Genomic DNA, 23,329 nt, shown 5'->3' with positions numbered 1-23,329 from the left:
ATCAGGAGGAACATATTTCTAATTGGAATAAAGACAGAGATTTTATCTTGCGTCTTTTACCAGATGATTGTTTACGTTACTATCAATTATTCACCTAATTAGGGTTTGCTGAATAAACCTAAAACCTTGATATATCAAAGGTTAGAGGCTGATAAACACAGAAATTAGTGCAAGGGTTTTGAAGGGTATACCGGAAAAAGTGTGCATTTTTGGGGATTTCAAGAGATGGCAAAGAAATTTTCAAATCTCCTCCTGACTCCTGACTCCTGACTCCTGACTCCTATGCCCTCACGGAAAGACTTTCTCAGCAACCCCTAATTATTATCTCTATTAATTTAATTTCTATGAGTGAAAATGAGCTAATTTCTTTGATTTATAGCTCAAGTTTACTATGTCTACAATTTTGTTTTTTGCTTCAACTTATTAGTCTAATTTATAATCTCTATCTTAAATATCTTCTTTTATTTATCTATTGACTCCTCTTGGTAGTATTCATTCTTATTGCTCCTTATTGAGAATGGGTTTTGATGGCATTTTTGGTGTTTTTCTTTTTCAACAATGTATTTTTTCGCTAATATGTGATTTTTTAGGCTCAGTTTCCTTTCTTATTTCCGTAATTTCTCTATGTGCCAGATCAGGGTGCGGAATGTGGGTTTAAATGTGATAACTGTGGCTTTGAGATTGACAGAGATTTAAACGCTGCGATTAATTTAAAACAAGAAGCGGTCAGATTGATCGTGTTAGCCTGTGGACTAGATAGTGCCGACACTGCTAGGGTGAAACAGGAAGAAAAAGCCAACTTTTGTTAGCATTAGTTAGCTTTTTTGTATCGGCAGAATCAACCACAAAGCAACGAAGGACACGAAGGAAAGAGGGTTTGAGAGATATTTTGCGTAAGTCCTAATAGTTAAGCGTCAAACCTTTGCTATTTCAGATGTGTCACCTGTGGTTTGCAGCAATGCGGGTAGGGCTTCTTCATCAAATATGGCTAAGTCGAACCAGAAAGTAGTACCTACACCAACTTCACTGACTAAATGTACTTGACTATGATGTCTTTCCATGATGTTTCTGACAATTGATAAACCTAAACCTGTACCTTCCAGGGTGTGAACTCGATTTTCCACCCGGAAGAAGCGGTCAAATATTGCCTGTTGGTCTTCTGGGGCGATACCTATACCTGTATCACTAATTTCAATCCTGACTAGGGGATGCTTTTGTTCTGATATGGGAGGCTTTAGCTGGTAGGCGCGAATGGCTACTTGACCACCTGCGGGAGTGAATTTGAGCGCATTACCGATTAAATTACCAAAAACTTGCAGTAATAAATCATAATTACCCATTACTAGCGGTAAATTCGGGGCTACTTCCTGAACCAGTTCAATTCCTTTATCTTTGGCGTTGAGTTGGTAAGTACGTAAGGTCTGCTCTAATGCTTGTGCTAAATCAACACCATCAAAGTTGTAAGTGCGACCGGATTCTAGTTTTGATAAATCTAATACATCGTTGACTAAGCGGGTAAGTCTGTCGGTTTCATGATTTACAGTTGCGAGAAATTCGCGGCGGTCTTCTGCTCCTAAGTCTTCACCGTAGTCATGGAGTGTTTCTATATAGGTCTTGATATTAAATAATGGTGTGCGTAGTTCGTGAGAAATATTGCTGATAAATTGACTTTTGGCTTCATTCAGTTCTACTTCACGGGTGATATCTTGCACTGTAATGGCGATACCTTTAATACTTTCTCGTTGCAGGTTCAGGACTGTGGTTAAAAGAATACGGATAGTGCGTTTGGTGGGTTGGTTGAGGGGGATGCGGAACTCAGCACTTTCACATTCACCGGCTGCCATTTCGTACAAGGTGCGGGTAATTTCCATTTGTACGCTTTGGGGTAAGTTATGCAGTACATTCTTACCTACCACATCAACTCCTTCCCAGGCAAAAATGCGTCGTGCTGTGGGGTTGACTAAAATTACCTGCATATTGTTGTCAATTAATACTGCACCATCGGCAATGGTGGAAACCAAGGTTTCTAATTTGGCTTTTTCGGCGGTTAATTCTTCTATGTTTTGTTCTTCGTAGCGTTCTAGACGCTCTGCCATTTCATTAAAGCTGAAAATAAGCTCTCCTAGTTCCCCTCCCAGTGGTAGGTCAATTCGCTGTTTAAAATTCCCGGCGGCAATTTGTTTAACGCCTACTAATAGTTCTTTAATTGGTTTTGTAATGGTTAAAGCGTTAATTACTCCTGCTAAAATAACCATCACCCAAATTGTGATAAATACAGCGATGGTGACATCACGGGTAAAGTTAGAGGAAATGACTACTGTGGGGTTGGGGTTGATGCCAATGGCCAACACGCCTAAATATTTTTGATCCTCTATTAAAGGAATAAATACATCTGTGACTAAACCATCTGGGGTGTTATGTTGGCGTACCATTGGCTGGTCATCGTCACCAGGATAATCTTCTGGTAGTTGTATTTTTCGTTTGATGGTGAGGGAGTTTTCTACTTCGGTTTCCCAAAAAGGAATGCCAAAAAAGATTTTCCCGGTTTCATCAGAGTAAAGCATATATCTGACGCTAGATGTACTGCTGTAGAAACGTTGGGAAAATTGGGCTACCTCTGTGAGATTGTTTTCCGCGATGAGTGGGGCAACGTTGGAAGCTAGTAGTAGTCCCAGGTCACGACCAAAGCGGGTATCGTTAAGACGTGCATCTTGTTGAATGGTGTTGACTGCCCAAAAAGTTAGGCCACTCATGAATAAGGAAACAACTAGGGTGGCGACTGCTAGAAGTTTGGTTTGGAGGGTAAATTCATACCACCAATGGCTAATGACGTTGCGGATTGTTGTGAAAAAAGCCAGCATCTTAAATATATTTATATATATAGGACTCCTATTTGATTTTTGAACAGAACTCAGTACATGGTTCGGCTTCGCTCACCATAAATACTGACAGCCTTCTTTCCTGTTCCCTGTTCCCTGTTCCCTGTTCCCTGTTCCCTGTTCCCTGTTCCCTGCCTCCACGAAAAATTCATGAATCAAATCGGATCACTATAGCTGTTAGTAGTTGTGTGTTTTCTGTCTCAACCATTTAAAAATTAACAGTTAATTCAAAAAAGGTGTTAGGGAGAAATGGGGAAGATGGAATGGTGGGGAGGTGGAAAACCTACTAACCTGCTAAATTACAGTCTATTTTATCTGAATGAGGTACACAAAGGCGGGCAGGATGCCCACCCCACAAGATTTATTATATTAAAATGTTAATATGTGTACTTCATTTACCTGCAAAGTGCTGTATCACTTTGTTTTCAAGACACGATGACCGATATCTCGACGGTAGTACATTCCTGAAAATTGAATGTGTTTGATTCCAGTGTAAGCTTGGGCGATCGCTTGCTGAAAATTTTCTCCCATTCCAGTAATATTTAAGACTCTACCACCGTCTGTAACGATTTGCTGGTCTGAGTTCAGCTTTGTGCCGGCATGAAATACTATTGCACCTACTGTTTCTGCTGCTTCAATACCAGTGATCACTTGGCCTGTCTCATAATCTCCAGGATAACCACCTGAAGCGGCAACTACTGTAGCTGCTGCACCTGGTTTCCAAGTTAGAGGTGGCATTTCTCCTAAACGCTGCTGGATACAAGCTAAGATTAAATCTTCTAAGGGTGTATCTAGCAAAGGTAAAATGACTTGAGTTTCTGGATCACCAAAGCGACAGTTAAATTCTAAAACGCTAAAGTCGCCATTGTCTGCAACCATTAAACCAGCGTACAAAACTCCCCGGTAGTCAATACCTCTATTTCTTAAAGCTGTGATGGTTCTTTCTAAAACTTCTGTTTGCACACGCCCCATTAATTCCGGTGTGGCGATGGGTGTAGGCGTATACACTCCCATACCTCCGGTATTTTCTCCGGTGTCGCCTTCTCCTATGCGTTTATGATCTTGAGCAGGTAACAAGGGGCGAATGGTTAACCCGTCTGTTAATGCTAAAACTGAAACTTCTTGACCTAATAAGCATTCTTCAATGACAACAAAATTACCTGCACTGCCAAACTGTCCTTGAAAAATAGCATCTATAGCGGTTTCTGCTTGTTCAACGGTTTGGGCTACTATGACACCTTTACCAGCAGCTAAACCATCAGCTTTAATGACAATTGGCACTCCCTCTGCTTGTACATAAGCTTTTGCTGCTGCTGCTTCTTGAAAAACTGCCGCTTTAGCCGTGGGAACTCCTGCCTCTTGCATTAAAGCTTTAGCCCAGGCTTTACTAGCTTCTATTTGCGCTCCGGCTTTGTTTGGACCAAATACCATCAGTCCTTTACTTTGCAGATAGTCTGTAATACCCTTTGCTAAAGGTACTTCTGGACCAACCACTACTAAAAAAATGCCCTTTTCCAGAGCAAATTTGCCTATGCCTTCAAAGTCATTTACCGCTAAAGGCAAATTTTGGCAACGTTCCATTGTTGCAGTACCGCCATTCCCAGGTACACAGACAACTTGCTCAATTTTGTCTGATTGTAGCAGTTTCCACGCTAGAGCGTGTTCACGTCCCCCATTACCGACAACTAAAACTTTCACTTATTTCCTCGTGCGTTCCTGTCAAAGTGCGAATGCCACAAAGTTACTCGCAGATTAATTTTTTCACTAATTATCCTAATAATCAAGGTCTGAACGGGCAAGGGGAAACTAGGAACACTTAATTTAGTAAGTCAAATTCATCACGATTTACTAAAATTGTCAACAAACTATAAAGTTTTGTGGTTTTTAGTAAAAAGAAAATGTCTAGTTAAAAAATTAGCACAACTTAGCATAACTTATTAACAGTTAGAATGACGTTGATAAAAAAAATCATAAACATTTCAAGACATCGGGAACATGACTAAAATTATCGTTACTGGGGCTGCTGGGTTTATAGGTTCTCACCTGGTCAATACCTTATTGCAACAGGGAGAACAAGTAATTGGCATTGATGAATTTAATGATTATTATGATCCACAGTTAAAGCGAAAAAATATTGCCACCTTTGAAAATTCACCGAATTTTACTTTAGTTGAAGGGGATATTCAATTTTTAGATTTGCCAAAACTTTTTCAAGATGTGGAAATAGTATATCATCAGGCAGCACAAGCTGGGGTGAGAAATTCCTGGGGTCAGGGTTTTCGGGCTTATACGGAACGGAATATTAACACTACACAGGTTTTGTTGGAAGCTGCTAAGGATGCTTCCCGGTTGAAAAGGTTAGTATTTGCCTCAACATCCAGTGTATATGGTGATGCGGAAACTTTACCAACTCATGAGGAAATTGCACCTAAACCGGTTTCACCCTATGGTATCACTAAGTTAGCTGCTGAAAGGTTGTGTGGACTATATCATAAAAATTTTGGTGTGCCTTTTGTTTCTTTGCGGTATTTTACGGTTTATGGTCCAAGACAAAGACCAGATATGGCATTTCATAAGTTTTTTAAAGGGGTTTTGCAGGATGAGGCTATTCCTGTCTATGGTGATGGACAGCAAACGCGAGATTTTACATTTGTCAGTGATGCGGTTGCTGCTAACTTAGCTGCTGCTACTGCACCAGAAGCGGTGGGAGAAATTTTTAACATTGGTGGTGGTAGTAGGGTGGTTTTAACTGAAGTTTTGGATACGATGGAAGAAATTGTTGGTAAGCCTCTTAAACGCAATCATATTGAAAAGGCTATGGGTGATGCGCGTCATACTGCTGCTGATGTTTCTAAGGCGCAAAAAATTCTTGGTTATCGGCCACAGGTTTCTTTGAGGGAGGGTTTAGCAAAAGAATGGGAGTGGGTTAAGTCTTTGTATTTGTAGTTGTTGATCCCCCCAACCACCCTTAAAAAGGGGGGCTTTTAATTTTTAATTTTTAATTTTTAATTTTTAATTTTTAATTCTCAATTTTTAATTTTCATTATTCCCATTGTTGAAATTTCTCGATGCTATTGCGAAGTAAAGAAGTAATTTGAGTGCGTCGGGTTTCAAAGTTGGCTGCTATATAAATTAAAAGAATGCCTACTAATAAGCCAATTATCCATTTTAAGAAGGAGTAACTGAGGCTGAAAATTACTAATTGATAAATGCTGGTAATGATAAAAGTTGCTGTACCAACATACAGGAAGGCACGTATTTTTAAAGCTAGTCCGGCAAAGATAGCAATAAGGCTAAAAATACCGGGTATGTAAGGTAAATTTTGATAAAATAATATTGTCCAACCACAAACTAAACCACTACCAATAGTTCTGATAAAATGACGTATTGGTTTAAATTCTTGTGGTTTTAATTGTGGGTCTATTTGGGCAATATATAATATTGATAAGCTGATGGGTGTGATATACCATAAGCTATCTGTGAAGTTTAATTGAATAAACCATTTAAATAATGCCCAATTAATTAAAATTACACTAATGTAGGTAAAGCGAATTTGTCTGGTTTTTGTAGACAGAAAGATATAGTATAAAGCAGCAATAATTAAGGTCAGGGGATAAATTTGCTGTTGGGTAATTCCGATGATGATTAATGGTAGAATGTATGATGTACGTTGCCACGGTGTTTTTGACCAACCTAATTTTTCCCAAGGTGTAATGTAGAGGAAGTAGGCAAAGATGCAAGCTAAAGCACCGTTCCAAGGTGTTAACTGTTGAGTTAAAAAGCTACCTATGGGTAAATTTTGTAAATAAATACCTGTTATCCCTGCTGTTAATAAACCTAGATAAACCCAAATTTCATCTTTACTGATATTACTAACAGTTTGTACAGGTTGATGGAAATTATTTCTTCTTCCTTGCCATATTCCATAGCGGGTTAAAAATAGTCCTGTTCCTATAGCTGGATAAAGGTTAATTTCTGTGGGAACTGTGACAGCAGCTAATAATAAAATGCTACTCCAAAACCAATGTAAATGGGCAATATTTTTTAATTCTCCTGGTGTGAGACAAAAATAATTTATTAACCAAGGGGAAAGGATACGGTAAGCATACATGATGCTAGTTCCTAACGCTGACATAGCTATTAAACCATCTCTTAATGCACCTCCTGTAGCTTCAGACATTTGATAAAATAGCAGTTCATAAGCAGAAATTGATATCCCAATAATGCCAAAATAAAGTAATGGTTTAAATTCTTCTCTTCTCCTTCCTACGCCAACTAAAATTAAGGCTATCCCTAAACTATATAAACCTGTCCAGTCGGTAAAGGTATTGAACCTTAATAAAACACTAAATGCACCATAAATTATGGGTAAAATATGGAAACTTTGAGGTATAGTTTGAGAGGATGTTTGATATTTTCTGCGCCACAATTCACCGAATAGTTGAGTTATTAAACCCAAGGCAATATTAGCAATTCCTATTTTAATAATTGATGGTTCACCAAAACCTAAAATTTCCGCCACTAACAATTCTAAACACCAACCAATGCTATAAAATGCCCAGTTTGTTAATTGTTGATAAGTACGATAAATAATGGCAGTTAAAGTTATTGATGTAGCCAATAAATAGAAAATTTCGGCATTGCTATTTACCGTATACACAAGGAATGAATGTAAGGTAATTCCTATTAATTCTATGGTAGATAGTGCAATAGCCCATTTATCACTTGCTGCTGCGTAAATAAGGGTTAATTCGGTATTTTTTCTTAAAAGTATGGTACGTCCTAACCATAAAGTAAAGATAGCAAACCCACCAACTAAAAACCAAACTGATAAAGCTAAATTTGGTATATTCCACAATAATGCAGCAATAAAACTCAGTCCAAAACCGATGGTTAAAGCAGCAGTTTCTTGTTTTATTAAATAGCGGGTATTGACAAACAACACACTTGCACTTATACCCAAACTAATTAATCTTGTTTCTGTTAAAGGTAGGGTTAAAAATTGGGCAGCAATGACAGATAAAATACTCAAAAAAGTATTAAAAGTGCGATGTTGTTCATCATGAGTGAGAATAGCTAAACCTGTAAGTGCTAAAGGTGTAATTAACCAAATAACTCCCCAATTGTGATCAGATAATAATTGTACATTTACCAACAATAAAGAAAAACTCAAGGTAGCAAGTGCTAAACCAATATACCAAGCACTACGTTTCCAAATTCCTGCACCGAGACTAAATACCCATTCTGCAACCATGACAGTTAACAAAATTGTTGCCCAAATTTCTTTACTCAAATTTGGTGATAACCAATTGATAGCAGAAAAAACAGCCAACAAACCTGTAACATGAGTTAAATACAGTAAATGGGGAAGAGACGCATAGCGTTTAGTAACGATAGCTAAAGTAATGGCAGACAATAAAAGATTGAGTGTTAATAAGGTAGAATTTAGTAAAGCGAACATTGTTAAGCAAACCCCTAATAATAGGGTTAGCTGTTTACCAAAAACTGCTAATTCTTCTTTTTGTTCATGATGCAATTTTTCTGTGAGAATTAACATCAATATTAAATAAGGGAATAAAGCAATACTCAATAATGCTAAAGGTTGATTTTGAGAATTAGTCAGATAAGTTGCTGTATTAATGATAAATTGCTGTAATGTTTCTGGTACTATCCGCCAACTTAACCAGGTTGTTTGTAAACCAATCAAGAAAATAGCTGTGAAATCAATTTTTGAGTTATGAATTTGTAAACGCTGACTAAAAACCCATAAACTTAAACTACTGATAATTATTGCTTGTTGTGGTTGAGTGAACACTGAAACTAACCAACCTAAAAATAATAAAATTCCCCCTATTTTTTGCCAAATAGCAGCAACAGAGGGGGTAGATTTAATATTTTTAGCTGATAACCAAACCGCTAACAAACCACAAATACTAATTGCTAAACCTAACTGCGTGACATTCACACCAGCAACAAAAATGGCTCGAAATAATAATCCTAATAAACCATAAATAATGACTGCAAAATAAATTCCTACTCCCCAGCTATCATCCTGTGTGTCGATATTTTCTCTTGGTTGTTTGAGTTTTTGATAAACTGTAATTAAGGTTGTACATACTATTGCTATATAAACAGCAATTAGGGGAAAACCTGATATTTTCCAACCCCAATGTAAATAACTTAAACTGAGAATATTCAAAAATGGTAACTTCCCTGATGGAAAATTACCAATAATTGTGCGATTTTTAGCAAGTAAAACTGTAATGGTTGATAGAAATAAAGAAGCAATAGCTAATACTAACCAGTTAATAGGATTATTCCATAAATTAAAGCTATCCATTGCCCAAAAATTAACAGGCACTAATAACCAAGTGACAATTAATAATGTCTGTGCTGTCAATTTTAAATTATCTTGTTTACCTGCCCAAAAAGTAAAACCACCAAATGTTAAAGTATAAGCTAATAAAACTCCATATTGTCCAATAGCGGGAAATTTTTCCCATTGACTTGCTGCTAAAACACCAGAGGATAAAACGACTAAAAACACTCCTAAAAATAATAACCATCTCACACTTAATTCTTCACCTAATGATTGCAGCATCGCAGTGATAAAATTAGGTTGAGGTGGTGTTTGTGGTTTTGGGGTTGAGGTGGCAATTAATGGTTTTGATGTGGTAGTCTTTGTCAATACTGCTTGTGTTTGATATTCTAATTGTGGTTGTAATTGTGGTTGTAAAACTACAGCACAAACTAGATAAGTTTGACATATTTGCCTAACTTTGGCATCAGATATTAAACCTAGACGCAACCAAATATCTAAACCTTCTAATAACTGAGGATGGGAACTAGGTATTCTCAGTTCAACTGTTAGTAGAGGATCACGGGATGATGACATAAGTTTCAACCGTATCAGTAGATACTTATATTTTGATTGTATTGTTACAATATTTTGGTGTTTGTTGTGCCAGTTCTCAGAATATCTTACGCAAAGCCGCAAAAACACAAAGAAAAGTTAAGTTTTATCGCTAAAAGTACAAGGTATGTTGTAGCCATTTGCTAAAACTGTCACTTTAGAGGTTTAATTATTGCTGCTGGAGTAAGTTCTGTGTGTGTTTTGTGTGGGGGATGGTTAATGTTTATATCCTTCCCCTCTAAAAATAAAAATTAATCTGTACCAGCTTTCTGTTCTTGATACAATTGTTTAAACAAAGCTTGTTGTTTTTTATGATCTACAATGGGTGCAGGATAACCAACTGCACGACGTTCTAAGGGTGTAATATTTCCACTTATTAAATATTCTGTATCTACAGATTTCAATTCTCTCACCCATTGTCTGATATATTCACCATCAGCATCAAATTTCTGTGCTTGACTAGCTGGGTTAAAAATTCTTAATGGTTTGGGGTCCATTCCACTTGACGCACTCCATTGCCAACCACCATTATTAGCAGATAAGTCACCGTCGATGAGTTTCTGCATAAAATATTTTTCTCCCCATTGCGGGTTTATAATTAAATCTTTGGTTAAAAAACTGGCTACTATCATTCTACATCTATTGTGCATCCAGCCTGTTTCATTTAATTGTCGCATGGCTGCATCAACTATGGGATAACCTGTTTTTCCTTCACACCAAGCTTGAAAATGTTTTTCGTTATTTCGCCAAGGAAAGTTTTTAAAAACTTCTCTATATGCACCTTCAGCTAATTCTGGAAAATGGTACATGGCGTGTTGATAAAATTCCCGCCAAGCTAATTCTTTTTGCCAAGCGATAATATTATTAGTGAATTCTTCACTGTTACTATTTGCTAATAATTCTGCGGTTTTATGCCAAATTTTTCTTACTCCTATCACACCAAATTTTAAGGCTGGACTTAATAAAGATGTACCTTCAATAGCAGGATAATTTCTTTGTTCATCATATTCATTAATCACAAACTTGGTAAATTTGTCTAATTTTTTATGTGCTGCTGTTTCTCCTGGTGCAATTATTAATTCCCTATCCCAAATAAAACCTAAATCTTTCGCTGATGGTAAATTAATTGTGCCTGTTTTTTTAGCTATTTCCTGTTCTGCATCTGTTAAATTTTCGCAGTTTTCTAAAGTTGCAACTGGGTTATTTTTAGGTTTGCTACTCCAATTTTTCCAGAAGGGAGTATAAACTGTGTAAGGAGTTTTTGAACCACTAAAAATCTCATCGGGTGAATGTAATAATTGATCCCAATTTTTCTCTAGAGTCTGAATACTTTTTTCTTTAAGTGCCAAAATTACACTTTTATCCCGTGTTTGTGCGTAGGGTTCTACATCCCAATTCCAAAAAACTGCTTTTGCTTTCAAAGCTTCAGCTAATTTGGGAATGGCTGTTACTGGATTATCTTGTAAAATTAATAACTGACTACCTGCTTGAAGATATCGTTGTTGCAATGCTTGTAAACAACCAATCATGTAACTAACTCTAGCAGATGCAACATCATCCTGTTGCAAAATGTCAGGATCTACACAAAAAACACCTACTACCTTTGCAGTTTGTTTTCTAGCTGCTGCTAGTCCTGTATTATCGGAAATACGTAAGTCTCGACGATGCCAAAATAAAATCAGGTCAGACATTTGTTGACAATGGTTACAATATAGTTTATTTGTACTATGATACTACTAATGGTATTATTTAGCATCATGCAAGTGATTAATTTTTATGTAAGGACTGATAATAAAGCAGAGTTTTCACGGCATTCTTGATAATTTATAAAAAAACTTACTGTTATGGATTTCTGCTACAAATAAATATTCTGACTCCTGACTCCTGTACGGGCGAAGCATTCGGAAAATAGCCTTTTCATAAAATTGATAATTTGTCGACCGAATGCTTCGCCCCTACGACTCTTTGAACTCCTGAACTCCTGATTTTATAAAGTATCGTTAAAAACACCTAATTATCGATCGGCAATAGTGGCTATTTGAGACAATTTTCAGTAAACTGTTGTTAATAGAGAATTTAGTATTTTATCATGGCAATTTTATTACTGGAAGACGGAACAACGGAAAGTGATTTAAGTGCGATCGCTCATGAGTTAGAACCTCTAGGTATTAAACTCAGACATTATGATCCGGGGACATCTTTACTTTTTCCAGAACTGATGGAACAAGAAACCGTTACAGATGTCGAAAAGCGTCATATTGTAGGACTTCATAACAGCGTGTTTGAGTTTCTTCAGCAAGAAAATGGTTATTTGTGGAGTGATTTACTCAATATACATCCTGGTTCGCCAAATTTGGAAACTTGGATGGCTACTTATGGACGTTATCACACCCATAATGCTGCAGAAGCTATTTATTTGTTAGCAGGAGAAATAATTTATGGTTTTGTGAAACCTGATCGCACTCAAGTACAACTGTTAATTACATCACAAGACTATTTACACATTCCCGCCGGAGTAGAACATTGGTGTAGTTTCTCAGCATCTTTACATTTTAAGGTAATACGCTATTTCACAACTGTAGAGGGTTGGGTACCAATTTATACAGATACTCATCAACAGTTTAAAATTTAGCTTTTGAGAAAGTGCATCTACCAATAATCTACTTTCGGCGAGTCTGGGTAAAATAGATTCGCTTTAATTTTTTAATTTTTTGGGAAAAACCGATTATTTACTACAGGAAAGTTAAAGCTTGTCCGCGAATTTCCGTATTTACCTTTCCTTGATCATAAACAATTTCACCACCGACAATAGTTGTCACAGGCCACCCTGTCAAATTCCAACCTTCAAAGGAATTCCAACCACATTTACTTAAAACTTCTTCCCGCTTTACTGGTTTGTAGGTATTTAAATCTACTAAAACTAAATCCGCATCGTATCCAGGGGTAATTTCTCCCTTGTTGGGAATACCATAAGCGGTAGCTACTGCTTTAGACATCCAGTTCACCACTTGGGAAACAGTACATTTTCCAGCCATTGCTGAGGTTAACATTAAAGGTAGAGAGGTTTCCACACCTGGCATACCGGAAGGAGTATTCGGGTAAGTTTGACCTTTTTCTTCTAAAGTATGTGGTGCATGGTCAGTAGCGATAAAATCAATCACACCATCTCGTAAAGCTTGCCAAAGAACTTCATTATCATGGGGCGATCGCAACGGTGGGTTCATCTGTGCTAATGTGCCAATAGTTTGATAAGCACTGGTATTTAATAACAAATGTTGTGGAGTCACTTCCGCTGTCACCCAACTCGGTTTATCTTCACGCAGTAACTCCGCTTCTTCAGCAGTTGACATATGTAGAATATGTAACCGTCGTTGATATTTCTTAGAAAGCTTCAATGCTAATTGTGTCGCATTCAAAGCAGCTTGATTATCTTGAATTTGGGAATGAATAGCCGGATCATGAATACCAGCAAACTCTTGACGACGTTGGTTAATTCTCGCTTGATCCTCTGCATGAACAGCAATTAAACGACTACCATGAGCAAAAATCTGCTCTAGTACAGTTTCCTGGTCAACCAGCAATTGACCGTGCATAGACCCCATAAAAATCTTAATACCCGGAGTGGGTTGGGCAGAAATTAATTCTGTTAAATTATCGCCTGTTGCGCCAATAAAAAAGCCATAATTAACTAAGCACTTATTGGCAGCCCTTTGTAGTTTATCATCTAAAGCTGACTGGCTGGTTGTCAAAGGTCTTGTATTCGGCATTTCCAGAAAAGAGGTGACACCGCCTCTAGCACAAGCACAACTAGCAGTAAACAAGTCCTCCTTGTATTCCAAACCGGGTTCGCGGAAATGTACTTGCGGATCAATGACTCCCGGCAACAAAGTTAAACCTTGTGCGTCTATTTCTTGAGTTGGTGTGGCATAAGAGATTTCTGACGCTACCTCGACTATTTTACCGCCTTGGGTCAGCACATCCCCAATTATAAACTCACCATTGGGTAGAATTACGCGTGCTTGGCGAATCAGTAAACTTTTAGCAGATGACATAAATTTAATCAGTTATCAGTTCACAGTTAACAGTTATCAGTTTTATCTTCTCCTATATGTTAAAAGAAAATTAATTTCTACTCAGTCACAAACTTCTAGCAACCCATATCAACATCTATTAGGAAAAATCACTTGTCTAGTTAAAATATTAAAATAACAATAACATCACAGTCTCTCTCATCAGTTCAGTGCTTGTCTGTTACCCTAAATTTCAGTAATTTCATGCAAAATCAAGTGTCTGATAAAAACTCTAGCCAACAACCTGATAATTCCTGGATCGTCGAGCTAGGCAAAACTGTTATATTGAGCGTCTTTCTAGCTTTGGGGATTCGCACCCTAGTTGCTGAAGCGCGTTGGATTCCTACAGGGTCAATGGAACCGACGCTGCACGGTGTACAAGACCAATGGAAGGCTGATAAGATTATTGTCGATAAGGTGACATATAAATTTGCTAACCCACAGCGAGGGGATATAGTTGTATTTTCACCCACAGATGAACTCAAAAGAGAACAATACCATGATGCCTTTATTAAACGCATTATAGGTTTACCAGGAGAAAAAATAGAACTTAAAGACGGCAAAGTATATATTAATAAAAAATATCTGCCAGAAGAACAATATTTATTTACCTCATCCCGTACTGTTGTGGATGTTTGTGAATCAGGATCGCAACCTCCTTTCTTAGCGAAACCGCAAACCATACCAACTGATTCATACTTAGTGTTAGGTGACAATCGTGGTAGTAGTTATGATGGACGCTGTTGGGGTTTAGTACCACGGGAAAATATTATTGGTCGTGCTGTGATTCGTTTTTGGCCTCTGAATAAAATTGGCGGTCTTGATAAGTCTCCTTTGTATCCATCTCAAAATTAAGAAGGCAGGAGGCAGGAGGCAGGAGGCAAATATTTCTCCCCTACTCCCCTACTCCCCATCTGCTGATCAAAAAATTGGATTTTTTCCTGATCGGGGGCTGCAATTTTGATGGCAAAAAAAGCATAATAGAAGGGTGACCAAACTCTTAGCCCCTTTACAATCCCTAAAACAAGGTAACTGGTTTAAGCTGATTTGTGGAGCCAGTTTCCAACATCTACCGGCGGTCAGAAGTTTAACTTTAGCCTATACTTTGGCGGGTGCTGACTGCATAGATGTGGCTGCTGATCCGGCTGTAATTAATGCCGCTCAGGAAGCTTTACTGGTTGCTAAAACTCTTGTTAAAGATGCTCAAGCGAGAGGCTTTAATTTTTCAGGCCATTTACCCTTGTTAATGGTCAGCCTTAACGATGGAGAAGATCCCCATTTTAGAAAAGCCCAATTTAATCCTATTTATTGTCCACCAGATTGCCCTAGACCCTGTGAAAAGATTTGTCCAGCCCAAGCTATAGTTTTTAACAATCAAAAAGATAGCTTTTCAGGAATTATTGCCGAAAAATGTTATGGCTGTGGGCGTTGCATTCCTGTTTGTCCTTATGAGATAATTGATACAGCATCATATCTGTCAACGCCGGGAGCGATTGCACCATTGATCATGTCAACGGGAATAGATGCCATAGAAATTCATACAAAAGTAGGGCGTTTGGCAGAGTTTCAGCGTTTGTGGGAGGCGATCGCTCCTTGGGCAGATCAATTAAAGTTATTAGCTATCAGTTGCAATGATGGTGATGGTTTAATTGATTACCTACAAACAATTTATGATCTAATTTCACCCCGTACCCAAACCTTGATTTGGCAAACAGACGGGCGCTCTATGAGTGGTGATATCGGTAATGGTACTACCATAGCAGCAATAAAATTAGGACAAAAAGTTTTGGCAGCAAATCTACCGGGATATGTGCAGTTAGCTGGGGGTACTAATAGCTACACAGTTCCTAAATTAAAGGCTATGGGACTACTTCAGGAGGAAACGGAGCAGGGAGCAGGGAGCAAGGGGGAAAACTTTTCTCCTCTGCCCCCTGCCTTTATTGCTGGTGTAGCCTATGGTAGCTATGCTCGTGTGTTGCTGTCATCAGTTATTGACAAGTTGGAAAATCAGGAGGTGAGTTCCACTGGTGTTAAGGCAAGTCTGCGCCTTGAGGATGAACCGGAATTACTTTGGCAAGCTGTAAAACTTGCTGATTCTCTCGTTTCTCAGATTAAGTCACAGTAAGAGCGTTAAATTGCTCATTCGTTATCTCTAAAAACGTCACCACCATAGAAAGCATGACGATTACAGAAGACCTGCAAAAGTTACTGGACATTTTACCCCAAGACCTGCAACAGCAACTAGATAACCATCCTAAAAGAGATCATTTAGTTGAAGTGGTTTTGGATCTAGGTCGTCGCCCAGAAGCTCGCTTTCCTCATGCTGCTGAGTATCTGAGCGAATACCCTGTCACTCAAGCACAAATAGATGATTGTATTCAACGAGTCGGAACCTTTGGTGGAGATAATCGGGCGGGTATTGAGCAAACTTTACATCGGATCAGTGCTATCCGCAACCGCAATGGTAAAATTATTGGCTTGACTTGTCGTGTGGGTCGGGCGGTATTTGGTACTATTGGCATGATCCGGGATTTGGTAGAAACTGGTAAATCAATTCTCATGCTTGGTCGTCCTGGTGTAGGTAAAACTACTGCTTTGCGGGAAATTGCCCGTGTGTTGGCAGATGAATTGAATAAACGAGTGGTGATAATTGACACCTCAAATGAAATTGCCGGGGATGGTGATGTTGCTCACCCAGCTATTGGCCGCGCTCGGCGGATGCAGGTAGCAAAACCAGAATTACAGCATCAGGTGATGATTGAGGCAGTGGAAAACCATATGCCAGAAGTGATTGTCATTGATGAAATTGGTACAGAATTAGAAGCTTTAGCTGCCCGTACAATTGCGGAGAGAGGTGTACAATTAGTGGGGACTGCCCACGGAAACCAAATTGAAAACTTGATCAAAAACCCCACCCTTTCTGATTTGGTAGGGGGTATTCAAGCGGTGACGCTAGGAGATGACGAAGCGAGAAGACGCGGTTCACAAAAAACGGTGTTGGAACGCAAAGCGCCTCCCACCTTTGAAATTGCTGTGGAAATGTTGGAGAGACAACGCTGGGTAGTACACGAAAGCGTGTCCGATACCGTTGATACTCTATTAAGAGGTCGTCAAGCTAACCCACAAACGCGCACTGTGGACGACAAGGGTAAGGTGTCTATTACTAGACAGTTATCTGTGGTTAATGGTCGCGGTGGTCATTTAGCTAGTGAGGATGAATCTTTTCCCGCAGTTAAACAAGTTAATGGCTGGCGTGCTTCTGGTCAAATGGTAGCTTTACCTCCTTTGTCTGTGGAAAGGGAACGGGTAACGGGACGCAGCGAGTTTGACCGCTTGTTAGATGAGTCTTTGAATTATGGTGAAAGTATTGATTTCGGTCATACTAAATCACCAGGTCCCAATGGGGAAGATTTGCCTTTGCACGTTTACCCCTATGGAGTGAGTCGTCACCAGTTGGAACAGGTGATTGGGGTGTTAAGTTTGCCTGTGGTCTTGACAAAAGACATAGATAGTGCTGATGCGATTCTGGCGTTGCGATCGCACGTCAAAAACCACGCGAAATTAAGGCAAATGGCTAAGGCGCGTCATGTCCCTATTCATGTCATTAAGTCCAGCACTATTCCCCAGATTACTCGCGGTTTGCGGCGTTTGTTGAACATTGACGAGCCGGAAATTACCGATGATCAGGAATTACAATTGTTTTTGCACAGTGGTAGCGATGACGAAATAGACGCATTAGAAGAAGCAAGATTAGCGGTTGAACAAATTGTCATTCCTAAAGGTCAACCGGTGGAATTATTACCCCGTTCTGCTCAGGTGCGGAAAATGCAGCATGAGTTGGTGGAACATTATCGGCTTAAATCTCATAGTTTTGGTGAAGAACCAAATCGCAGGTTAAGGATTTATCCGGCTTAATTTCACACTTTATCCCCCTTTCCGATGTGGAGAGGGGGCTAATAATGACATCAAATCATCCAAAATTAGAAAATCAAAGATTTACGAGTAGCAAATAAATGAATCATCAAACTACCTTTAAAGAAATTGCTTCTCAAGTGCAATTATTTCAGAGTATAGAACAGAAAGAAAGATTTATATTTGTGCTTGGTGCTTTAACATCTCGGTTAATTAGTTTACATAAAGCAGCCGAAATTATGGAAATGGATACAGAAATATTTTTGAAAATTTTAGAATTAATGGGAATAGATTTTTCATATCTTACCGTTGACGATATTGCTATAGAAAAAAACTGGTAAAGATCATGAAAATAGTTTTTAACTCTTCCCTTTTGATTTTTTTATCTCGGTTGGATTTTCTTGATTTATTTCTGACTATGGAAGCTGAATTTTTATTACCAGAAAGTGTTAAAGAAGAAATCAGTGCTAAACAAGATCAATCATCCATACATATTAATAAACTAATCAGCGAAAATAAATTAACAGTACAAAAAGTACAATTAGTTTCTCTAGCTAATAGTTTAAATGACTTCTTAGGAATAGGAGAGTCTGAAGCTATTGCTTTAGGGGTAGAATTACAACCAGATTATATTATTTTAGATGACTTTGCTGCTAGAAAAGAAGCAATAAGATTAGGATTAAACGTTAAAGGAACTTTAGCAATAATTCGTAAATTACAACTAGATGGTAAGATTAATATTTCGGATTTAGATATATTGTACCAAAAAATCAGGGATGTTAATTTTAGGATCAAGCGAGAAATTTTTGATAGTATTTTTGAGTATTGATACATGAATGATGCTCAATCTTTACAGTAATTTTTCACATATTCCCGAAAAACAGGAGACAATGAAAACATGACTTTATCTTCTTTAATTTTCACCACTAAATACCGTTGTTGTAAAGATTGTAATCCATTATTAAAATCAACAGAAGATAAATTTAATTTTTGTGCTAACCTTTGTCTTAATTCTTCTCTGGAAATCGGTTTTTCAAATTTACTCAGTTGTAATACTATTTGTTGTTCTATCGGTGATAAACGGTTAAATTTATCTTGAAAATAAGACTGCATTTGTTGGGTAATATGTAATATATTCTCTGCTAAAAAATCGGCAACTTCACCATCATAATTTTTGGTGATTAAGACGGTAATAGTTTTTAAAAACATCAAATTACCTTGGTATAAGGTAATAAGATTTAACCAACTATCCTGATTTGTTAATCCTGTGTTTTGGAGAATTTCAGGATGATATAAACCTGAGAGTTCTAAAGATTTAATGGGATATAATTCTGGATCTAAAGATTCCATTTCTGGACATTGTTCTTGACTAATTACAATAATATTACTTTGATGTTGGGTTTCTGTAATTATTTTGAATAGAGTTTGATAATCTTGATATTCTGGTTGATATTTTCCCGCAAGTTCACCAGTTGTAAAGATATTTTGGATGTCATCAAGGATGATTAAACATTTGTTGTTGGTGAGAATATCAAGTAGTTGTTTGATTTTATCATGTAAGGTTTCTTTGGGTTGTTTTTGACAGGTGTTAAATAAGTCATTAAGGAGTTGGGTTAATGGTTTAGGGTATTTGAGGGTTTTCCAGATAATGATTTCAAATTTATCGAGGTTTAAATCTATGAATCTTTTTGTGAGGGTGGTTTTACCTATTCCTGATGTTCCTAAGATGCAGGTTAAGCGGGTATTTTGGTTTAGTATCCATTGTGTGAGGGTTTGCAGTTCGGTTTCTCGGTTGTGAAATTTGATGATTTGGGGTGATAGAGTGAGATCGTGGTAAGATGATTTATGTTGATTATTTATATTAGTTTCTTGATTTTGTTTATTAGGATTATTTAAGGTTTGCGGATAATAAAAACTATTATTATTACCATTTATATTATAAATATTAGAACTTTCAAATGATTTAATATATCCCCTTTCTAATGTAGAACGAAAATTAGTTTTTTTAATATCTTCATTCAATGCTTTAGATAAAAGTTGCCATAATTCCGCACCTACATCACCTATATGATTTTTAGTAACATTGTGTTCTTGTGCAATATTATCATAGGTTTGTCTTTCCCATGTTCCTGCAATGACAGCAGTTTGAATATCATCTAGATGCTTTCCAGTTTTATCAAAGACTATCTTATCAACAAATTTTACAACTTCGTTTACAGTCATAAAAGCTATACATAGTATGGTTTTTAACCATTATAGCTAAATGTGATCCCATTTTTTCCGATCTTTTCCGGTTTTTTTCTTAGTATTTTGTAATACAAGAACAGTATAAATCCGTATCTACAACAATGAAAACTATAGTATAAAGAATTAATCTACACATAAACAACAAATACAATGACTACGAAAGCTAGACAAGGTTTACCACGTTTTATTACTACAGAAGCTATTGCACCAAATAATGATGCTGGTTATCAAAAAGTTTGGGATGCAGTCAGAGCAGCATTTTCTTCTAGTCGTGAGTCTAGTATTGGGTATTGGCGTTATCCTCTTTTTCTGCAAGTTGGCGATCGCCGCAAAGAACCAGATATACTTATTGTTGATCAACAATGGGGCATTATTATAATAGAAGTTTGTCCTGTAAATATTGAACAAATTACATCAGTTAATGATAACTATATCCAGTTTATAAATAATACTCTACAACAAAATTATTCTCTGGAAAATATTTCTAAATATGCCGCAGTGTTGCGTAAATATTGTGATCAAGAACCTATTAAAACTCCAGAATCAGATATTCAACAAAAAATCATTGGACGTACTTTAATTGCTTTTCCCAATATTAGTACAAAACAATGGCAAGAAAAAGGATGGACGGGAACAGAAGAGGGTACACCATTTATATTTAATAATCAACTGGGTGAAGTTGGTTTAAAAAACCGTATAGAAAAATCTCAGGCGGCGATTACAGGCGAATCATTAAATGATAGTCAATATAAATCCCTTTTAAGTGTTATAAGTGGAACATCTATTCTGCGTAAGTCTTTAGAAAGAATAGAATCTGCTGATAATCAAAGTCTTTACAATATATTAGCAGAAGCACAAAAACTGATGTATGAATGGGATGTTAAACAGGAATATATTGGTAAAACTATTCCACCAGGTCCACAACGAGTAAGAGGAATTGCTGGTTCAGGAAAAACTGTTCTTTTTAGTCAGAAAGCAGTGATTATGCACCTGAAACATCCTGAATGGAAAATTGCATTTGTCTTCTTTACTCGTAGTTTATATGACCAAATTGAAAAATTATTTGAGTTATGGATAGAACATTTTACTAATGGAGAAATCGAATATAACAATTTCCCTAATTCCAATTTAAGAGTTCTTCATGCTTGGGGTGCAAACAATAGAGATGGTTTATATGGTGAAATTTGTAGAATCGAAAGGATAAGAAAGTTAAATCCACCTGATACAGGAGAAGAAGTTCCTAATAATGCATTAGCCTATGGTTGTCGAAACTTTTTGCAGCAAAAGCCAAAATTCAACCCTATTTTTGATGCTTTAGTGATTGATGAAGGACAGGATTTAATGACGGAAGATGATCTAAAATTTACAGCAGAAGATGGTGAAGAGAAACAGTCAATTTATTGGTTAGCATATCAATCATTAAAATCTGTGACTAAGGAGCAACCTGAGCAAAAACGTTTGATTTGGGCTTATGATGAGGCGCAGACCATACATTCTACAAGAGCAGTTGCACCAACAACAAGCAAAGTCTTGGGTGATGAACTGAGTAATGTCTTAGGTGGTAGTCGTAAAGGTGGTAGTCGTGAAGGTGGTATTTATCCGGGGGGTATTCGTAAAGCTCATGAGATGGAACGTTGCTACCGTACTCCTGGAGAAATCTTAACTGCTGCTTATGCTTTTGGTACTGGTTTATTAAGAACAGAAGGAGTGCTAAAAGAACGTATGCAGAAACAAGATTTACATTCTATTGGGTTTGAAGTGGTAGAAGGTAAAATCAGCAGTAATGCTAAAATTACTATTACCAGACCTCCAGAAAATTCACCTAATCCAGTTCCTCGCATCTCTAATCATCCAGTGATTAAATTTGAAAACTATGATTCTCGTCAAGATGAGCTTTTCGCATTAGTAGAGAAAATTAAATATAATTTACAAGAAGATCAATTAAGTCCTAGTCGCAACATCTTAGTAATTGCTTTGGGTTATACTACTCCACCTTTTTATAATGGCAATAAATTAGAAAGAGAAATAGCTAATTTTTTAATAGATTATGGAATTGATATTTATATTCCTAGCGCATTAGCATTAAATGATATTAATCCCAAATGGCCTAATAATAATCCTGATTTATTCTGGTTTGATGGTGGTGTAACCGTTTCTAGAATTGATAGAACTAAGGGAAATGAAGCAGATATGGTTTATGTAGTTGGGTTAGATAACATTGCTAAAAATGAAAGCGATACAAAACTACGAAATCAATTATTTGTAGCTTTAACGCGTTCTCGTGGTTGGGTGAATATTAGTGGTATTGGTAATTATCCTTTCTATGAAGAAGTAAATAAAGTAATTGCACAAGGTAATACTTTTACTTTCACTTTGAAAGGAGTCAAACTACCTGAAGATGCTAATGATGATTTAACTGAAGAAGATGAACAAAATCTTTAATATTCAGTAGTAGGTTGGGTTGAGGAAACGAAACCCAACACATATATCAATCTTGAATAAACTCACCTATTTAAAAATACTTAATAGTGTGGTGTCAACTTAATCAAAAAATGGCTGATCTGTTAGCTTCCACCCCCGCCCAGAAATGAATTTCCGGGCTAATAACCAAAGTAAACTAAAGTTTACTAGAAGATTTTTTGTGTTTATTTAGTCATCTTTAGATGACTTTTGCTATTAGACTGGGAATTCATTCCCAGTCGGGTTATGGTTTTGATTTTAAATTGACACCAATTAGCATTGCTAAACCCCTACAAAAATATCAGTAATATCAGTTTTTGTAAATAAATTGCATATGTAAATAATTCGATATTTTTAATTTATCAATGATGCACCATTTCATTTAGTGATACTTTAGAAATGAGTTAGCGGTAACTCCCTGAAGCGATCGCTTGTTCCATTTCTTCAATTGTTTTAGCTTTTCCTTGATAATTCAAACACCCAGCAACATCATCTAATTTTGTTTCAGGAAAAGTTTTTTTAGGTTTTAATAAAATTCCATCACCTACATTAATGATTATTAATTCTTGACCATCTTGCCACTGATACTGTTCTCTTAAATTTTGGGGAATAGTAACTTGACCTTGACTTGATAGCTTGGTAATTTCTATTTGCATAATTTTCAAATATATATAACAACTTAATTATAACATAGATTCCTATGGATGATTGCCTGATAGAGATCGCTATACTACCCATAATTTACCTTACCTCCACCAAATCAAATAATTAAAAAATCATAAAAATTCTTATTAATACATCAGTATCAAATACAATTAACCAGCAAATAAAAAACTAAAAAACCTAAA

The 23,329-nt window shown here is 36.9% G+C and carries 16 protein-coding genes; 9 read left to right on the top strand and 7 right to left on the bottom strand.

The window, feature by feature from the left end; genetic code table 11:
- The first annotated feature begins 626 nt into the window (after positions 1-626).
- Positions 627-809, top strand: coding sequence for a zinc ribbon domain-containing protein (locus H6F47_RS20110; protein WP_242027453.1), 183 nt, complete (start codon positions 627-629; stop codon positions 807-809).
- Between the two features lie 105 nt (positions 810-914).
- Here H6F47_RS20110 and nblS read toward each other — a convergent pair whose 3' ends face one another.
- Together nblS and purD are read right to left on the bottom strand one after the other, a co-directional pair.
- Positions 915-2,861: a two-component system sensor histidine kinase NblS gene (nblS, locus tag H6F47_RS20105; RefSeq protein WP_190650685.1), complete on the bottom strand. Its 1,947-nt coding sequence runs from the start codon at positions 2,859-2,861 to the stop codon at positions 915-917.
- A gap of 432 nt (positions 2,862-3,293) precedes the next feature.
- The gene (gene purD, locus H6F47_RS20100) at positions 3,294-4,577 is read right to left on the bottom strand and encodes a phosphoribosylamine--glycine ligase (RefSeq protein ID WP_137668975.1); all 1,284 of its coding nucleotides are present in this window, start codon (positions 4,575-4,577) and stop codon (positions 3,294-3,296) included.
- 297 nt (positions 4,578-4,874) lie between these two features.
- Here purD and H6F47_RS20095 point away from each other — a divergent pair, with 297 nt between their 5' ends.
- The gene (locus H6F47_RS20095) at positions 4,875-5,825 is read left to right on the top strand and encodes an NAD-dependent epimerase/dehydratase family protein (RefSeq protein ID WP_190348550.1); all 951 of its coding nucleotides are present in this window, start codon (positions 4,875-4,877) and stop codon (positions 5,823-5,825) included.
- Between the two features lie 97 nt (positions 5,826-5,922).
- On the opposite strand, the gene H6F47_RS20090 is transcribed toward H6F47_RS20095, so the two are convergent.
- Positions 5,923-9,774, bottom strand: coding sequence for a DUF2157 domain-containing protein (locus tag H6F47_RS20090; protein WP_190650683.1), 3,852 nt, complete (start codon positions 9,772-9,774; stop codon positions 5,923-5,925).
- Positions 9,775-10,043: 269 nt separating this feature from the next.
- The gene (locus tag H6F47_RS20085; protein WP_137668713.1) at positions 10,044-11,483 is read right to left on the bottom strand and encodes an FAD-binding domain-containing protein; all 1,440 of its coding nucleotides are present in this window, start codon (positions 11,481-11,483) and stop codon (positions 10,044-10,046) included.
- 398 nt (positions 11,484-11,881) lie between these two features.
- On the opposite strand from H6F47_RS20085, the gene H6F47_RS20080 reads away from it, so the two are divergent.
- Positions 11,882-12,424, top strand: a complete 543-nt coding sequence (locus H6F47_RS20080) for an acireductone dioxygenase (RefSeq protein ID WP_137668712.1) — start codon at positions 11,882-11,884, stop codon at positions 12,422-12,424.
- Positions 12,425-12,524: 100 nt separating this feature from the next.
- On the opposite strand, the gene H6F47_RS20075 is transcribed toward H6F47_RS20080, so the two are convergent.
- Positions 12,525-13,844: a dihydroorotase gene (locus H6F47_RS20075; protein ID WP_190348548.1), complete on the bottom strand. Its 1,320-nt coding sequence runs from the start codon at positions 13,842-13,844 to the stop codon at positions 12,525-12,527.
- Positions 13,845-14,066: 222 nt separating this feature from the next.
- Between H6F47_RS20075 and lepB the strand changes: the two genes are divergently transcribed.
- From lepB to H6F47_RS20050, 5 genes are all read left to right on the top strand, one after another.
- Positions 14,067-14,717 (top strand): signal peptidase I, encoded by a 651-nt coding sequence (lepB, locus tag H6F47_RS20070; RefSeq protein ID WP_137668711.1) that lies wholly within the window; start codon positions 14,067-14,069, stop codon positions 14,715-14,717.
- A gap of 133 nt (positions 14,718-14,850) precedes the next feature.
- A complete protein-coding gene (locus tag H6F47_RS20065; RefSeq protein ID WP_187040438.1) occupies positions 14,851-15,987 on the top strand; it encodes an LdpA C-terminal domain-containing domain in 1,137 nt (378 codons plus the stop codon).
- Between the two features lie 53 nt (positions 15,988-16,040).
- Positions 16,041-17,777 carry a R3H domain-containing nucleic acid-binding protein gene (locus tag H6F47_RS20060; RefSeq protein WP_190348546.1) on the top strand — a complete coding sequence of 579 codons (1,737 nt, stop codon included), beginning with the start codon at positions 16,041-16,043 and terminating at the stop codon, positions 17,775-17,777.
- Positions 17,778-17,875: 98 nt separating this feature from the next.
- On the top strand, positions 17,876-18,115 hold the full coding sequence (locus tag H6F47_RS20055; protein WP_096567545.1) for a hypothetical protein: 240 nt from the start codon (positions 17,876-17,878) through the stop codon (positions 18,113-18,115).
- A 5-nt stretch (positions 18,116-18,120) separates the two neighbouring features.
- Positions 18,121-18,603 (top strand): DUF3368 domain-containing protein, encoded by a 483-nt coding sequence (locus tag H6F47_RS20050; RefSeq protein WP_190348545.1) that lies wholly within the window; start codon positions 18,121-18,123, stop codon positions 18,601-18,603.
- A gap of 14 nt (positions 18,604-18,617) precedes the next feature.
- On the opposite strand, the gene H6F47_RS20045 is transcribed toward H6F47_RS20050, so the two are convergent.
- A complete protein-coding gene (locus H6F47_RS20045; RefSeq protein WP_190348544.1) occupies positions 18,618-19,997 on the bottom strand; it encodes an AAA family ATPase in 1,380 nt (459 codons plus the stop codon).
- 174 nt (positions 19,998-20,171) lie between these two features.
- Here H6F47_RS20045 and H6F47_RS20040 point away from each other — a divergent pair, with 174 nt between their 5' ends.
- The gene (locus tag H6F47_RS20040) at positions 20,172-22,463 is read left to right on the top strand and encodes an ATP-binding domain-containing protein (protein WP_190650681.1); all 2,292 of its coding nucleotides are present in this window, start codon (positions 20,172-20,174) and stop codon (positions 22,461-22,463) included.
- Positions 22,464-22,885: 422 nt separating this feature from the next.
- Here the strand turns inward: H6F47_RS20040 and H6F47_RS20035 are convergent, their stop codons facing one another.
- Positions 22,886-23,137: an AbrB/MazE/SpoVT family DNA-binding domain-containing protein gene (locus H6F47_RS20035; RefSeq protein WP_199291232.1), complete on the bottom strand. Its 252-nt coding sequence runs from the start codon at positions 23,135-23,137 to the stop codon at positions 22,886-22,888.
- Positions 23,138-23,329: the final 192 nt, after the last annotated feature.

This window comes from Sphaerospermopsis sp. FACHB-1094 (genome assembly GCF_014696195.1).
Classification (GTDB): Bacteria; Cyanobacteriota; Cyanobacteriia; order Cyanobacteriales; family Nostocaceae; genus Sphaerospermopsis; species Sphaerospermopsis kisseleviana.
This window is presented reverse-complemented; position numbering and strand designations above follow the sequence as displayed.

Coding starts and splice junctions, on each gene's coding strand:
- nblS (WP_190650685.1), bottom strand. CDS start 2,861: ATGCTGGCTTTTTTCACAACAATCCGCAACGTCATTAGCCATTGGTGG.
- H6F47_RS20095 (WP_190348550.1), top strand. CDS start 4,875: ATGACTAAAATTATCGTTACTGGGGCTGCTGGGTTTATAGGTTCTCAC.
- H6F47_RS20090 (WP_190650683.1), bottom strand. CDS start 9,774: ATGTCATCATCCCGTGATCCTCTACTAACAGTTGAACTGAGAATACCT.
- H6F47_RS20085 (WP_137668713.1), bottom strand. CDS start 11,483: ATGTCTGACCTGATTTTATTTTGGCATCGTCGAGACTTACGTATTTCC.
- H6F47_RS20080 (WP_137668712.1), top strand. CDS start 11,882: ATGGCAATTTTATTACTGGAAGACGGAACAACGGAAAGTGATTTAAGT.
- H6F47_RS20075 (WP_190348548.1), bottom strand. CDS start 13,844: ATGTCATCTGCTAAAAGTTTACTGATTCGCCAAGCACGCGTAATTCTA.
- lepB (WP_137668711.1), top strand. CDS start 14,067: ATGCAAAATCAAGTGTCTGATAAAAACTCTAGCCAACAACCTGATAAT.
- H6F47_RS20060 (WP_190348546.1), top strand. CDS start 16,041: ATGACGATTACAGAAGACCTGCAAAAGTTACTGGACATTTTACCCCAA.
- H6F47_RS20055 (WP_096567545.1), top strand. CDS start 17,876: ATGAATCATCAAACTACCTTTAAAGAAATTGCTTCTCAAGTGCAATTA.
- H6F47_RS20050 (WP_190348545.1), top strand. CDS start 18,121: ATGAAAATAGTTTTTAACTCTTCCCTTTTGATTTTTTTATCTCGGTTG.
- H6F47_RS20045 (WP_190348544.1), bottom strand. CDS start 19,997: ATGACTGTAAACGAAGTTGTAAAATTTGTTGATAAGATAGTCTTTGAT.
- H6F47_RS20040 (WP_190650681.1), top strand. CDS start 20,172: ATGACTACGAAAGCTAGACAAGGTTTACCACGTTTTATTACTACAGAA.
- H6F47_RS20035 (WP_199291232.1), bottom strand. CDS start 23,137: ATGCAAATAGAAATTACCAAGCTATCAAGTCAAGGTCAAGTTACTATT.